This window comes from Rhodococcus sp. (in: high G+C Gram-positive bacteria), from assembly GCF_049591685.1.
Classification (GTDB): Bacteria; Actinomycetota; Actinomycetes; order Mycobacteriales; family Mycobacteriaceae; genus Rhodococcoides.
The window spans coordinates 1-14,459 of the sequence record NZ_JBAWFH010000561.1 but is presented as its reverse complement, the minus strand read 5'-3'; the positions used below and the strand labels follow the sequence as shown (position 1 = coordinate 14,459).

Genomic DNA, 14,459 nt, shown 5'->3' with positions numbered 1-14,459 from the left:
CACCCGAGCACCTCGCAGGCTCGGCGGGAACCCGTTGCGATACACCAGCAGCCGACGGCCATCGAGGTGCGGGGCGCGAGGGTCCACAACCTGAACGACGTCGACGTGTCCGTGCCGCTGCAAATGCTGGTCGCGGTGGCCGGAGTGTCGGGTTCGGGGAAATCGTCGCTGGCGATGGGAGTGTTCTACGCGGAGGGGTCGCGCCGTTACATCGCAGCTCTCTCGACCTATACCCGCCGCCGCAGGTCCCAGTCCCCGCGCGCCGCGGTCGACAGCGTCGAGCACGTACCTGCGGCGCTTGCCCTGCGGCAGCGCCCCGGCGTACCCGGGATACGCAGCACGTTCGGCACCTCGACCGAACTGCTCAACGTCCTGCGATTGATGTTCTCCCGCTTGGGATCTCATCGCTGCCCCAACGGCCACCGCCTCGAACCCACCGTCGACGTCGCACTCGACCGCGACCTCACATGCCCGCTCTGCGGAGTCACCTTCCGCCCGCCGGGCGCGGAATCCCTCGCCTTCAACTCCGACGGTGCCTGCCCGCGATGCACGGGCAACGGTGTGGTGCGCGAGGTGGACGAGAACATGCTGGTGCCCGATCCCTCGCTGACCATCGACGGCGGCGCGGTGGCACCGTGGTCGATGTTCGGGCTCACCGTGATGCCCCGTGTGGTCGCCGAGATGGGCGTGCGCACCGACGTCCCGTACGACGAGCTTCGCGCCGAGGAGCGCGACATCGTGATGCACGGGCCGGAAGAGAAGCGGCACATCACTGTTCCGACCAAGAACGGCAAGCTGTTCGAGATGGACTTCACGTATCGCAATGCGGTGCGGGCGGTGGAGGAAGCGCTGAACAAGGCGACCAGCGAGAAGGGCCTGACACGGGTGAACAGGTACATCAGTACCCACACCTGCCCGTTGTGCCACGGCGTCCGTCTCAGCGAACCCGCACTCCGACCGCTCATCGGTGGAATCGACCTCGGTCAGGCCACCGCGAAGAACCTCGACGACCTCACCGAGTGGGCCACGACCATCGAGAAGTCACTGCCCCCGGACATGCGCCAGATGGCACGCGACCTCGTCACCACGCTTTTTAACATGGCCCGGCGCCTCGTCGGTCTCGGCCTGGGATATCTGACACTCGATCGCGGCAGTTCGACCCTGTCCACCGGTGAGCGACAACGCGTTCAACTCGCCCGGGCGGTACGCAATCGAACCACCGGGGTGCTCTACGTCCTGGACGAACCCTCCATCGGACTACACCCGTCCAACGTCGACGCGCTACTCGACATCATGAGAGATTTACTGCGCGACGGGAACTCCGTGGTGTGCGTCGATCATGACGTCCAGGTCCTGCGCGACGCCGACTGGATCGTCGAGATGGGCCCCGGCGCAGGGAGCTTCGGTGGTCGCGTCCTGTCCACCGGTACCCCCACCGATCTGAGCGACGATCCGGCATCCCTGCTCGGCGGGTTCCTGGCCGGTCGAGAGAACGCCGTCGTCCGCGATCGCGCCCCATCGGAGACGATGTTCGCTCACGGGCGCGTTCACCTCACCACAGTGCCGCTGCACACCGTTCACGCTCTGGCAGTGGGCATTCCCCAGGGACGGATCACGGCAGTTACCGGCGTCTCCGGGTCCGGTAAGACCACCATGGTTCTCGACAGTCTCGTGCCGGCACTGTCGGCCCGGAGGGCAGGCGAGCGGCTACCCGCGCACGTCACGGGTCTCGACGCGCCGGGCATCAACCGCGTGAACGTTGTCGACGCAGCCCCTATCGGGGTCAATGTGCGCTCCACCATCGCGACCTACAGCGGTATTCTCGACGACCTGCGCCGCGCCTTCGCCGAGACACCGGCAGCCGCGGAGCGCGGCCTCACCGCCGCCGACTTCTCCTACAACACCGGGTCGCTACGGTGTCCCCGCTGCGAAGGAACCGGCCAGATTTCACTCGACGTGCAGTTCCTTCCCGACGTCGACATCAACTGCCCGGACTGCGCCGGTACTCGCTATTCCCCCACCGCCCACCAGATCCGCCGAGCCGTTCCACACGCGGCCGATCCAGCAGGCATCTCGCTACCGGAGTTGCTGTCGCGCACCGTCACCGAGGCCGCGGACCTCACCACCGACATTCGGCGCGTCCGCACTCGACTGCAGACCCTCATCGACCTCGGACTGGGCTACCTCACGCTCGGAGAGGCCACCCCCGCACTGTCGGGCGGTGAAGCGCAACGGCTCAAACTGGCAGGCGAACTCGGCCGAGACCAAGCGGACACCCTCTTCGTCTTCGACGAACCCAGCGTCGGGCTCCACCCGCTCGACGTCCGGACGCTGCTCGCAGTCATCGGCCGTCTCAACGGCAACGGAGCCACCGTCATCGTCATCGAACACGACCTCGACATGATCGCCAACGCCGACCACATCGTCGACATGGGCCCCGGGGGCGGCGATGACGGTGGGCGCATCGTCGCCACCGGCACACCGGACGACGTCGCCGCCAACCCCGACAGCCTCACTGGCCGCTACCTGGCCAGCCACTTGGTGCCCGGGCCAGGCGCACAACCCGACAGCCGCCGATGAGGGGTCTCGGATCAACCCAGTGCCGTCGGACAAGCCGCGATCTCAGCCGCCTCCGGGCTCGCCGGGTCGGCGTTCGCGGGACGCCCACCGCATCGCGTGCTCCCGCAGAGCGCCGGCGAGATCGGGTGCATTCGAGAAGAACTTGTCGTCCACCGCGCTCATCACGTCGGCTGCGCGGGCGAGAAGCTTCTCGCCATCAGTCGAAATACTCAGATGCGCAGCAGCCCCCGACTGCACAGAACGGTCGTCGACCAAGCCCGATGCGATGAACCCGGCGACAGTGACGTGCACACTCTGCACCGATATACCCGAGCGACGGGCAAGTTCGCTGAACGAGATTCCCGGCGCGGACCTGATGTGTGCGAGCATCCCGTATCTCCGCGACGTCAGCCCCAGCGGCTTGAAGGCCTCGTTGAGTGTCAACTCCCACGCCCTGGCCACCGCCAGCAACGTGGTCGTGGGGCTGAGAGGGATCCCGTCGACCATGGGTCACAGTATCGTCACCACACGCAAGCGTTACGGCGACGACCCCCTCCCTACTCCACGGTGTAGTGGGAGATGCGTCCATCACGCAACCGAGGCGCACCACGCCTCCGGGCCTCGTCGTGCCGCACGAGTTCGGGTCGGCCGTCTCGTGCCATGATCTGCGCAAACTGGGTCGACGCCTCCAGCGCCGCAGGCAAAGCGGTCCCCGGCTCGCCCTGCATCGTTCGACGACGGGCAAACAGCATTGTCAGAACGTCCTCCGCCATCGTCACTTCGTCCTTCAGATGCCGGGGCAGTGCGGTTGTCATGCGCTCACACTCCGCCGGTGGCAGTAGTGCACCGGCAGTGCAGTGACAGCGCGGGTGATCGGTGAACTCGACCATTCCAGATCGTCGCCGTCGTAGGCCGGTCGAAGCCCGTCCAGGCGAGAGATCAACGCCGTCAACGCTTCCTGAAGTTCGATGCGTCCGAGACCGGCCGCCGGGCACGCGTGGCGTCCGTAGCCGAATGCGAGATGTGGGTTCGGCGAACGATCCACACGCACGTCGTGAGGACAGTCGAAAACGTCGGGGTCTCGGTTGGCCGCCCCCAATGACACAATCACCGAATCACCGGCCGGCACGGCCACTCCGTCGATCCGGTCGTCCGCCGCGAGAAATCTCCACGTCGTCAGGTTGAAGGCCGAGTCGTAGCGGAGAAGCTACTCGACGGCGGACGGTACGAGGTCAGGTTCCGTCCGGAGTCGGTCGAGAACCTCAGGGCGCGCAAGCAAACCGATGAGTGCCAATTCCCGTTGAGCTGCGACCGGATCCTGTCCCGCCGCGAACAGCTGGAAGATCAGTGAAATGCCCCGTCCGCCAGGTTCGCGATCTCCACATCGGCAAGTGCTCGATCGATCGCCGCTCGATCCTCCGACGACTCGCGACGGAAACTCGACTGATGCGAGATGCACCCGAGAGCGACCACGTCGCGAACGGTCGCGCCCGGCGAACCCTCCCGCTCCTGCGGTACGGCAGCGACGAGGCGGGCCGACGCCTCGGTGGACATGGTCAGCAGATCGCGATCACCGACGACGATGCGCCCGCGTGCCGGCGACACGTGCCGATATACCGTGCGTAGCGCCGTTGCAGTCCTCTACCGTGACCGGGAAAGTGGAGGTCTGAGTGGCACCACCGTCCGCCGCCGCGTCGGGTGCGTCGACTGTCTGTGTGCAGGCGGACGCCACCAGAGCCACAGCGACGAGTGCGGTCGAGATGGCACTCCCGTCGCCCCGCTTCGATTTCGAACCGGTGACCTTGCTCGTCGATCCGTCCAGGTCGTCGGGAACTTTTGGTGTTCGATATCCGACTACTGATCGACGATCACGGGCCACCTGCCCGTGCGACCCGCAGAGAAGGAACGAACCCGCACATGCACACCCGTGAGACGACCACGTCGACAACGACGAAGGGGCAGACCACCGGCGCAGCCCCACCGCGGCGCTACCGTGCCCGTTCGACCACGCTCGCAGCTACGATTGTCATAGCCCTCGGCCTGACCGTCATTGTCACCGCGGTCTCCGGAGACAACCGCTACCTCGCGACCGGCGACTCCTACCCTGGCATCGTGACCTCCCAGCTGTACGTGGTGTTGCGGTTCGTCGCTGCCCTCTGCGGCGCAGTCACGTTCGGAGCACTGGTGCACGCGCTCACCTGTACACGCTTCACCTCGGTCGGCCGTGTCGGCCCGGAAGGCTATGCGGCACTGCTGATTGCCGCCCGCACGAGCGCTGTCTGGCTGGTGTCTTCCGCGGCATTGATTCCGGTGTCGGCGGCGGACGCCACCGGTATCGGTCTCGGCGACGCAATACGACGCGGAGCACTTCTCGATATCGTCGCGCCGAACGAGGCACCGAAGGCATGGATGGTCAGCACTGTCGCCTCCCTCGTCGTGGTCGTACTGACGCGGTGGACGCTGAACTGGGTTCCGATGGCGGCCGCAGCAGCGGTCTCCCTGATCGGGGTGCTCCCGGCCTGGGTGATCGGCAACGCCGGGCAGGGCCGCGATCACGATATCGGCACCAGCGCGGTCATCGTGGCGGTACTGGCCCTTTCGGTGTGGACCGGCGCCACGATCTCGTTGCGGTCGATGATCATCCGCGCGGGTGGACGCGACACGAACGACCTCGAACTGGCTGTGTCCAGGCATCGAGTCGTCGCCTCGTGCGCGGCGGTTCTCACCGTGGGTCCGTCCATCGTGTTGGCCGTCATTCTCATTCCGTCCGCATCGGCGTTCACCTCTGGTTATGGGCGATTTTCGGTTGCTGCAGCGGGACTCGTGCTCATCGCCGGAGTCCATGCCGTCGCCGCCGTCGTCCGGCGACAGTCCCGCGTCCATTACCCGCGCCTATCAGCGGAGGCGGTGTCGGCAGTTCTGGTATCCGTCTGGGCGTTGGTCGTCCTCATGGCCGTGCGGCCTGCACCGGCCTTCCTCGTCGTCCAGTCCACCGTCTATGACGTCTTTCTCGGGTTCGAGCCCACAGGGCCACCGTCGCTCGCTCAGTTTGCCTCGTTCTGGCGGTTCGACTTCGTCACCGGCGCCGGCGCCGTCCTGTTGGCCGGGTTGTACGCATGGGCAGTGGTGCGCCTACGCAGGCGGGGAGACACCTGGCCGAGAGGGCGCACCTTCGCGTGGATGGCCGGCTGCATCGCCTTGCTGATCGCAACCAGTTCTGGTGTGGGAGCCTACGGTTCGGCCATGTTCGGTGTCCATATGGGTGTGCACATGACACTGAACATGTTCGTTCCTGTGCTGCTCGTTCTGGGTGGACCCGTCACGCTCGCGCTGCGCGCGCTGCCGGCCGCGCGCGACGGTGACGCCCCCGGTCCGCGCGAATGGATCGTCATGGTCGTCCACTCACCGCTACTCAGGGTTCTGTCCACTCCCGCTGTCGCAGTGGGACTGTTCGTCCTCTCGCCTTTTGCGGTGTACTTCAGCCCCCTTTTCGACGAGTTGGTCCGCTATCACTGGGGTCACGAGTTGATGAACATCCACTTCATCATCACCGGGTACCTCTACTACTGGGTCATCATCGGAATCGATCCGGGCCCTAAGCGTCTGCCCCACCTCGGACGACTGGCTTTGCTGTTCGCCGCTATGCCCTTTCACGCGTTTTTCGGGATCGCGGTGATGACGATGGATCGCCTCATCGGCGAGAATTTCTACCGCTACCTGGACCTGGCGTGGGTGCAGGACCTCGCGAGCGATCAGCGCTTCGGCGGCGGTCTGGCATGGGCGTCGAGCGAGGTGCCCCTGGTGATGGTGGTAATCGCTCTGGTCACCCAGTGGGCTCGGCAGGACAGGAAGACCGAGATGCGGGAGGATCGGGCCGCCGATCGCAACGACGACGAGGAGCTCGTGGCCTACAACGCGATGTTGACGCAACTGTCGCGAACACGAAAGTAATTGTGTATCGGCGACCACCCACAGCGGGACGGTGACCGCCCAAACCGAGCACTCCGGTCACCACCACCACTATGAACGCGGGGATTCCCAGGATGGGGTCGAGGAAACCGAACAGCGGTCGCAGGTGTGGTCATCACGGACCCGCACGACAGAACGTGGTTGAGGCTGAAAGACGGAACGTAGCCGGGATCGAGTAGTAGCCGGTAACGCTCGATCAAGCAATCGCGAGCACGGCGGCAGTCAGCGCCTCGGGAGTGCTCAGCTGGATGGGTTCGCCGTTGAGCAGGACGGTGGGAGTCGAGTTGACGTTGGTATCGAGCACAGACTGGGTGGATGCGGCGACCCAGTCGGTGTGCGCGCCTGCGGTGATGCACTCGTCGACGGTCGCGGGAGCACCCGCTGCGACAGCCATCTCGGTGAGCTGATCGTCCGTCAGCCCCGGGCCACCTTCGGTGGGTTGCTGTTCGTACGCCGCCGAGTGGAAGCGGAGCCAGTTGTCCATCGATGAATCAGCTACGCACAGCGAGGCATTCGCAGCCCGTGTGGAGTAGTCGGTGGTCGACATTCGGTCGAGAATCGCAATCGGGTGGTAGTCGATCGCCGCCGCCCCGCTGGTGCGAAGTTCGTCCAGGGCGCTGCCGAAGGTGGTCTCGAATGCCTGGCAGCTGGGGCACAGGAAATCCTCGTAGATCGTCAGGACGCGCTTGGGTGCCTGCCCGTCGGGCCCGGTCTCGACGTCGGCCTCGGCAGCGCGCAGGGCACCGGACTCGGTGACCGACGCCGGTGCCGATGCTGCGCTGGGGGTATCGCGGCCGGAGATGACGACGATTCCCACGACGAGCGCGAAGATCACCACGACAGCGGTCATGCCCGCGCGTATGAGAACCGAGCGTTTGCGTTCGGCTTCGGCCAGCGCGTTGCGACCGCTCCGGTCGGTTTTCGACACGATGTGATTCCTCTTCTCGTGATGTGGTGAGGCTTCGGGCCCGTTCGACGAAAAGTCGTCCGGAGCATCGCAAAAGTTCCCGCAGACGGTGGAGAAGTTGTAGCCGCTGGTCGCCGGCTCAGTCGGCGCGCCGATAGCGGCGTAGACGCAGAGAGTTCGAGACGACGAAGAACGACGAGAACGCCATGGCCGCCCCCGCCAGGAGCGGATTGAGCAAACCGGCTGCGGCCACGGGTATGGCGGCGACGTTGTAACCGAACGCCCACACCATGTTGCCCTTGATCGTCGCCAGAGTGGCCTTGGCGAGGCCCAGCGAGTCCACGACTGCGCCCAGGTCGTCTCGGACGACGATGATGTCGGCGGCGCCGATGGCGACATCCGTACCTGCACCGATAGCGAGACCCAGATCCGCTGTGGCGAGGGCCGGACCGTCGTTGATCCCGTCGCCCACCATGGCGACCGTGCGGCCACTCTCCCGCAGGGCTGCCACGATCTCGACCTTGCCTTCGGGAAGCACCTCGGCGACGACGTCGGTGATTCCGACCGCGTCGGCGACCGCCTGCGCGGCGTACGCGTTGTCCCCGGTGACGAGCAGAGTGCGAAGTCCGAGGGCGTGCAGCTGCGCGACAGCCGCGGCGGCGGACGGCTTGATCGTGTCGGAGACGACCAGAACGGCGCGAACTCGGCCATCGACTGCCATGTAGACCGCTGTCGCGCCGAGCTGCTCACTTTCGTGCTGTGCACGGGCGAGGACTTTGGGGATAGGCCATTCTTTGTCCTCGAACAATCGCCGGCGGCCAATCTCCACCGAGCGGCTTTCCACGAGTCCGCGTGCCCCCAGACCCGGGAGCGCGACGAAGTCGTCGACCGGTGGGAGTGCATCGGTGCGGGCCCGCGCAGCATCGACGATGGCAGCCGCGATCGCGTGTTCGGATGCGTATTCCACCGCTCCGGCAAGTCGTAACAGATCGTTCTCGTTGTCCCCGTGCGCGACGACGATCGACTCGAACGTCAAAGCTCCGGTGGTGATCGTCCCGGTCTTGTCGAAGACGACGGTGTCGACCGTGCGTGTGGCCTCGAGAGCCTGATGTCCTTTGATGAACACCCCTAGTTGCGCTCCCCTGCCCGAGGCCACCATCAGCGCGGTGGGTGTGGCCAGGCCGAGTGCACAGGGGCAGGCGATGATCAGCACCGCGAGTGCAGCGCTGACTGCTGCGTTCACGTCACCGGACGCGACGACCCATCCGGTGAACGTCGCCGCGGAGAGCACGAACACGATGGGAACGAAAACGCCGGAGATGCGGTCCGCGAGGCGCTGCAGATCGGCTTTACCCGACTGGGCGGCGTCGACCAGCCTGATCATGCCTGCCAGCGCTGTATCGGCTCCGACCGCGGCTGCCTCGACCACCAGGCGTCCGTCCAGGACGACAGTGCCGCCGATCACCGTTGTGCCAACCCCTTTGTCGACGGGAAGGGACTCCCCTGTCATGGCGCTGGTGTCGACGGTGCAGTGGCCGTCCACGACGAGACCGTCCGCGGCGATCACCTCCCCGGGACGCACGACGAACTGCTGGCCTTCCTTCAGCTCAGCGACGGGAATTCGCAGTTCGCCACCGTCGCGCAGGAGCACCGAAACATCGCGTGCCCCGAGAGCTGCGAGAGCCCGGAGCGCGCCGCCCGCACGGCGTTTGGCCTTCGCTTCGAAGTAACGGCCCGCGAGCACGAAGACCGTGACGCCGGCTGCCACTTCGAGGTAGATCGCATCACCGGAGGTGATTGCTGCCCAGATTCCACGGGTCTGGTCTGCAGTCGACACCTGGAAGAACATCGAGTACACGGACCACCCGGTCGCTGCGATGATTCCGGTGGACACCAGCGTGTCCATGGTGGTGGTGCGGTGAGCAAATCCGGACAACGCTGCCCGATGGAACGGCAACGCCGACCACAACACGACCGGGGCCGCGAGCGCCAGAAGTATGAACTGCCAGCCTGTTATGCGTGTGTCGGGCACGACGGCAAACATGATGGACAGATCGGCCAGCGGAACGAACAGGATCAACGCGACGATCAGGCGGCGAAAGACATCTCGGGAGTGTGCATCGTCGGCCGAGGTGTCGACGCGGGCATCGTCCGTGAATTCTTCGGCTGTGAATCCGGCGGCTTCGACCATCCCGCACAGGTCTTCCGTGGTGATGGCTGGCGGCGCCTCGATGGTGGCGACCGCGGTGGCGTAGTTCACCGAGGCCTTGACCCCGTCGACCTTGTTGAGCTTTCGTTCGATCCGATTGGCACAGGCACCGCATGTCATACCTTCGACGGCGAGCGCGACACGTACGAGTAAGGCTTTCTCCTGAACGGCTTGTGCGCTGCCGGCGGACGCGGAGTTCGGGTGAGTGCTGACGGACATGGTGACCAGTTCTCTCATTCGACGATGTGGTGGTGGTCGGGCGCGGACGTAACCGGTTCCGGTCAGGCGGCGGAGTCGTCGGCGTCTCGAAGGTGACCGCGTCGACGTCCATGGCGAGCGCCCTCGGGAACGATCACGCCCTCGGCGGCATCGTCGTCCGACAACCGTTGCGGCGACGGTGAACCCGACCCGCTTCCTTTTCGCCGGACCATCGCGGTGACCGCGACACCGACGGCGATGATGGCGTGGGACGCGACGCGTTCGGGGGTCACCTGGCCGGATATCGTGTCGGTGATCACGAAGACCGCCAACAACCCGGTGAACGCGACGAGAACGGGCATCAGCCCCGTGGTCGCCGCCGGGCGCCACGCTGCAACGAGGAAACCGATCCCGACAGCGATGTTCCACGCGGTGCTCTCGTTGAACAGGTGTCCGGCCATTGCCTCGTGGCCCATAGCCATCGGAGCGGCCGCAGGCATATGCCCCATTCCGAAAATCTGTGCGACGCCGAGCGTGATCTGCGCCAGAGCGACGAGCACCAGCGCTGCTCTCCACGGGTGGTCGCGGCACATCCACCGCGCCACACGTCGAGGACGACTACGCGGCGCGCTAACGCCCACCGCGTCGAGTATCTGTGTCGTCAGGTCAGGGGTGCGGGAAGCCGACCCGACACGGAGACTTCGCGTCAGCTCGGTCGCGGAGGCATACCAGCTCTGGCAGCGTGCGCAAATCTCCAGGTGGCCATCGGTACGCGCCGACGGCACAGGCTCCCGTTCTCCGTCGATGCGCGCCGACAGCGCTTCTCGCGCGAGTATGCAGTCCACGTAGTAGTTGTCGCGCGGGTCCGGTAAAAGGTTCCCCGACCATCCCCTCAGTAACACTGAGGGGGTATCAACTACACTGAAGGCGTGAGTATCCGGGCCGAGCACGATGCGAACACCACCGCGCTGGCGCTCGCTGCCGGCCGAGGCGACCACCGGGCACTGGAATCGTTCATTCGAGAAACCCAGCGCGACGTGTGGCGGTTCATCGCACATCTGAGCTCCACGTCCGCTGCAGACGACCTCACACAGGAGACCTACCTTCGCGCGATGAAGTCCCTGCCGCGCTTCGCCGCCCAGTCGTCGGCGCGCACGTGGCTCCTGTCGATTGCCCGACGCGTGGTGGTCGATCAGGTCAGGGCGGCGATGGCCCGGCCTCGGTTGGTGGGAAGCGATGACTGGGTAGCTGTAGTGGACACCGCGCAGACGGCGTCGGCATGGTCGAACTCCGCCGAAGATCTCGTCGAAATCCGCATGATGCTCGCGACGCTTCCCCCGGAACGACAAGAAGCACTCGTTCTGACGCAAATCCTCGGTTTCTCCTACCAGGAAGCCGCCGAGGTGTGCGGAGCTCCCATCGGAACGATTCGATCCCGAGTCGCGAGGGCTCGTGAACAGCTGATCTCGGAAGTCCGCGACACTGGGCTCGACACCGGCTGAAGTAGCGCGTGTTCCACACATCCCTGCTCGACTTTTGAATGACCTCCCCTCGGTGGCCGTCGGGCAATGACGGCCACCGAGTTGGCCATTTCGTAACCTACTTTTTTGGCCACCTTCCGCCAGGGTCCGGTCATCCATCCTTATGGTGACCTGATGACACACCAACCACCTCGAGCGCGCCGGTGCAGCCGACGTGGCGGCAACGGCGCCGACGGGCCGACAACGGCCCGCGGACAGGGACGGAATTTGCGATGAGAATGCTGACGAACGGCCGGCGGAGACGGCTCCCAACCACGGCGTTGGCCGCGGCCGCGGTCTTCGCAATTTCGACTCTCGGGGGCGTTGCGGCCGCCGAACCGCGGCAGACATCGGCCGTATCGTCGATCGTCAAAGAAGGCCGCAGCTGGGAACTCCAGGTGTACTCGGCGGCGATGAACAAAGACGTCACCGTGGAGGTGCAGCGTCCAGTCGACCAGTCGAGGCCAGCCCCAAGCCTGTACTTGCTGAGCGGCCTCGACGCCGGCGAGGGTTCCGCCAGCTGGCAGCAACAAACAGACGCATTGAGCTTCCTCTCCGACAAGCAGGTCAACGTCGTCCTCCCCATCGGGGGCCGCGGAAGCTACTACGCCGATTGGCGTCGGGAAGATCCCGTGCTCGGCGTGAACAAATGGCAGACGTTTCTGACCGAGGAGCTTCCGCCGCTCATCGACGGCGCTTTGGGCACAACGGGTCGCAACTCGCTGGCGGGGCTGTCGACGTCCGGAACCGCAGTCCTGCAGATGGCCGAGGCCAAGCCCGGATTGTTCAAGTCCGTTGCGGCATACAGTGGCTGCGCCCAGATCGCCGACCCGTTGGGTAGACAATTCGTCAAACTGTCTGTCGAAACGTGGGCCGGCGGCAACACAATCAACATGTACGGCCCCGACAACGACCCTGCATGGGCGGCAAACGACCCGGTCATCAACGCGGAGAAGCTACGCGGCACCGAGCTGTACATTTCGAGCGGAAGCGGCGTCCCCCAACCTGACGACGTTCGTTACTACACCGAAGGCAACGGGCCTCAGGGCGTGGTGAACCTGGGCCTCGGTGTGGTGATCGAAGGAGCGACCAACTTTTGCTCGCACATGCTGCAGCACAGGCTGAACTCTCTGGGGATACCTGCCACGTACCAGTTCCCTCCGGTGGGCACGCACTATTGGCCGTATTGGGAACAGGCGCTGCATGATTCGTGGCCGGTACTCGCCAGGGGGATGAGCCTGTAAGGGTACGAGGATGAACGTCGTCGGTCGAGGGTTGCTCGTGGTCGCGCTTGCCGCGCCGCTTGCGACGACTCTGATGCTGACACAACCCCCTACCGCGTACGCGTGCACTTGCGCACACGACACCACCAGGGCTGGCGCCGCACTGGCGGTGGCGGATTCCGCGACCGGCGACGGCGCGGTATTCGTCGGCACGCCGACGTCGATGGACGACGACGGACTCACCGACTACTACGAATTCGACGTCCGCGAAATCTTCCGAGGCGAGGTCGGCGCCGCGACAACCGTGTCCACCCCGAGCGAAACCTCCGCATGCGGGACCAGCTTCGCGCTGGACACGGAGTACCTGGTGTTCACCAGTACCTATAGCGCGAAGGACGCTCCGTTGTCGGCCAACAGTTGCGCAGCCACCACGTCCTCCGCCGACGAATTCGTGAGGGCTGCAACCGTTGCGCAATACGGCGAGCCGAGACCCCTCACCGACACGGAGCGAGCAGTTGCAGAGAAGTCGACTCCCGCCACGGCATGGTGGTGGGGCGCCGGTGCCATCGGTGGGATCGCCCTAGCTGCGGCGGCAGGAACCCTCATCTGGAAAACCCGCAAAGGTGATCGGACGTAGCCCTCGACCGCATGAACATGCTACTTCGTGGGCAACGGTTCGCGGCGGCGAAGCACAATCAGAGCGAGACCAGCCGAGATGACCGCCAGAACGGACAGTGCGGTCGAGGCCCACATCCACGCGCTCGGCGAGAACGTGGGTGTGAGGGTAGAGGTGAGCGGCGTGTAGGCCGTCCAGCCGAAATCGGCGACGATGGGAACCGACACGACGACCGGCGCCGTCACCGAAATCAAGGCAGTCGGCGCGTTCGTCGGCAACAGTGACGCGTAAACCAACCCGATTGCAAAGGGCAGTACGACGATCTGAGAGATGGACCAGACCACATCGATGGACGAGTCCGACAGGATCCCCGCGGCGGCCACTACCACGAGAAGCGTCAGGCCCGTCAACGCCGACGGCCATCGCCACCCGACCACGGCACCCAACAGCAGGGCAGCAACGAACTCGAGCGCCGTCGACGTCGTGAAGCTCAGTGTCGTCGTCGTCGCGATGTAAGCAAGGGCACCGAGTATCACTGCTCCGGACGCCGCAGGGAGCGCGAACGCTGCACCGATGAGCAAAGGCACGACTGCCACACCCAGTAGCCATCGGCCTTGCGATGCGTCACCCGACCCGAGCGACAACAGTGAACGCTCGAACAACCAGTGCAGAACCAATCCTCCAACGGCAATCGCGATGCCTACCAGCATAATACGTCCATTGGGCAAGGTCGGGTGTGGAACACCCTCGAACGGAGACGCCCACAACGAGATGACAAGCAACACCGCGAACACGCCGATCAGGACGAGAAGGTACGTCTGTTGATCCGTTTCCAGGTAGTCGGCATACCGCCTTGGGTAGCTTTGCAGCGGCCCCTCGGCCGCTATCGCCGAGAAGGACCCGACCACGATAGCGCACTGAAGCAGCCGACTCGAACCTGCCAACGCTGCACACCCGCCCAGAATCAGACCCGCACCGAGAGTGCGTACGTGAATGTCGGCCGAGAAATCGACGGACGTCGCCAGCGCAAGCGACGCGCTTCCGAATCCGGCTGCTACGAAGCCAGCTTTCCCGCGAACAGCCAGAGCCGCGACCATCACGGCGACGACTACAGCCAGAGCTGTTACCGACTGCGCGCTGCGGAAGAGGGCGTCGAAGCCGTCACCCCCACCCATCACGAAGGCGAACGTGGGCGACACCGTCGTCGACCACGCCAACGCCGCGACGAACGCGCCGATTGCAATGGTGACGAGCGCGA

The 14,459-nt window shown here is 65.2% G+C and carries 12 protein-coding genes and 2 pseudogenes; 5 read left to right on the top strand and 9 right to left on the bottom strand.

All coding sequences use genetic code 11. From position 1 onward, the window contains the following. Nucleotides 1-39 precede the first annotated feature (39 nt). A complete protein-coding gene (locus WBQ44_RS23090) occupies nucleotides 40-2,580 on the top strand; it encodes an excinuclease ABC subunit UvrA (protein WP_495568984.1) in 2,541 nt (846 codons plus the stop codon). A 42-nt stretch (nucleotides 2,581-2,622) separates the two neighbouring features. Here WBQ44_RS23090 and WBQ44_RS23085 read toward each other — a convergent pair whose 3' ends face one another. From WBQ44_RS23085 to WBQ44_RS23070, 4 genes and pseudogenes are all read right to left on the bottom strand, one after another. Next, on the bottom strand, nucleotides 2,623-3,066 hold the full coding sequence (locus tag WBQ44_RS23085) for a MarR family winged helix-turn-helix transcriptional regulator (protein WP_495568982.1): 444 nt from the start codon (nucleotides 3,064-3,066) through the stop codon (nucleotides 2,623-2,625). Nucleotides 3,067-3,116: 50 nt separating this feature from the next. Then, a complete protein-coding gene (locus WBQ44_RS23080) occupies nucleotides 3,117-3,374 on the bottom strand; it encodes a hypothetical protein (RefSeq protein ID WP_495568981.1) in 258 nt (85 codons plus the stop codon). Further along, nucleotides 3,371-3,751: pseudogene (locus tag WBQ44_RS23075) on the bottom strand (cytochrome P450); the annotation flags it as partial. The pseudogene WBQ44_RS23075 and the gene WBQ44_RS23080, both read right to left, overlap by 4 nt. Nucleotides 3,752-3,903: 152 nt before the next feature. Continuing rightward, the gene (locus tag WBQ44_RS23070; RefSeq protein ID WP_495568980.1) at nucleotides 3,904-4,164 is read right to left on the bottom strand and encodes a hypothetical protein; all 261 of its coding nucleotides are present in this window, start codon (nucleotides 4,162-4,164) and stop codon (nucleotides 3,904-3,906) included. Between the two features lie 312 nt (nucleotides 4,165-4,476). Between WBQ44_RS23070 and WBQ44_RS23065 the strand changes: the two genes are divergently transcribed. After that, nucleotides 4,477-6,510, top strand: a complete 2,034-nt coding sequence (locus WBQ44_RS23065; protein WP_495568979.1) for a cytochrome c oxidase assembly protein — start codon at nucleotides 4,477-4,479, stop codon at nucleotides 6,508-6,510. 214 nt (nucleotides 6,511-6,724) lie between these two features. Here WBQ44_RS23065 and WBQ44_RS23060 read toward each other — a convergent pair whose 3' ends face one another. From WBQ44_RS23060 to WBQ44_RS23045, 4 genes and pseudogenes are all read right to left on the bottom strand, one after another. Then, nucleotides 6,725-7,456 (bottom strand): DsbA family protein, encoded by a 732-nt coding sequence (locus WBQ44_RS23060; protein WP_495568978.1) that lies wholly within the window; start codon nucleotides 7,454-7,456, stop codon nucleotides 6,725-6,727. Between the two features lie 118 nt (nucleotides 7,457-7,574). Continuing rightward, a complete protein-coding gene (locus WBQ44_RS23055) occupies nucleotides 7,575-9,863 on the bottom strand; it encodes a heavy metal translocating P-type ATPase (protein ID WP_495568977.1) in 2,289 nt (762 codons plus the stop codon). 62 nt (nucleotides 9,864-9,925) lie between these two features. Next, on the bottom strand, nucleotides 9,926-10,435 hold the full coding sequence (locus WBQ44_RS23050) for a hypothetical protein (RefSeq protein WP_495568985.1): 510 nt from the start codon (nucleotides 10,433-10,435) through the stop codon (nucleotides 9,926-9,928). 186 nt (nucleotides 10,436-10,621) lie between these two features. Next, nucleotides 10,622-10,687: pseudogene (locus WBQ44_RS23045) on the bottom strand (zf-HC2 domain-containing protein); the annotation flags it as partial. Between the two features lie 84 nt (nucleotides 10,688-10,771). Here WBQ44_RS23045 and WBQ44_RS23040 point away from each other — a divergent pair. The 3 genes from WBQ44_RS23040 to WBQ44_RS23030 all read left to right on the top strand — a co-directional run bounded on the left by WBQ44_RS23040 (nucleotide 10,772) and on the right by WBQ44_RS23030 (nucleotide 13,222). Beyond that, on the top strand, nucleotides 10,772-11,344 hold the full coding sequence (locus WBQ44_RS23040; RefSeq protein ID WP_495568976.1) for a sigma-70 family RNA polymerase sigma factor: 573 nt from the start codon (nucleotides 10,772-10,774) through the stop codon (nucleotides 11,342-11,344). A 257-nt stretch (nucleotides 11,345-11,601) separates the two neighbouring features. Beyond that, a complete protein-coding gene (locus WBQ44_RS23035) occupies nucleotides 11,602-12,606 on the top strand; it encodes an alpha/beta hydrolase (protein WP_495568983.1) in 1,005 nt (334 codons plus the stop codon). Between the two features lie 10 nt (nucleotides 12,607-12,616). Beyond that, nucleotides 12,617-13,222 carry a hypothetical protein gene (locus WBQ44_RS23030; protein WP_495568975.1) on the top strand — a complete coding sequence of 202 codons (606 nt, stop codon included), beginning with the start codon at nucleotides 12,617-12,619 and terminating at the stop codon, nucleotides 13,220-13,222. Nucleotides 13,223-13,242: 20 nt separating this feature from the next. Here WBQ44_RS23030 and WBQ44_RS23025 read toward each other — a convergent pair. Beyond that, nucleotides 13,243-14,459, bottom strand: a 1,217-nt coding sequence (locus WBQ44_RS23025; protein WP_495568974.1) for a hypothetical protein, incomplete at its 5' end; no start/stop codon positions are given.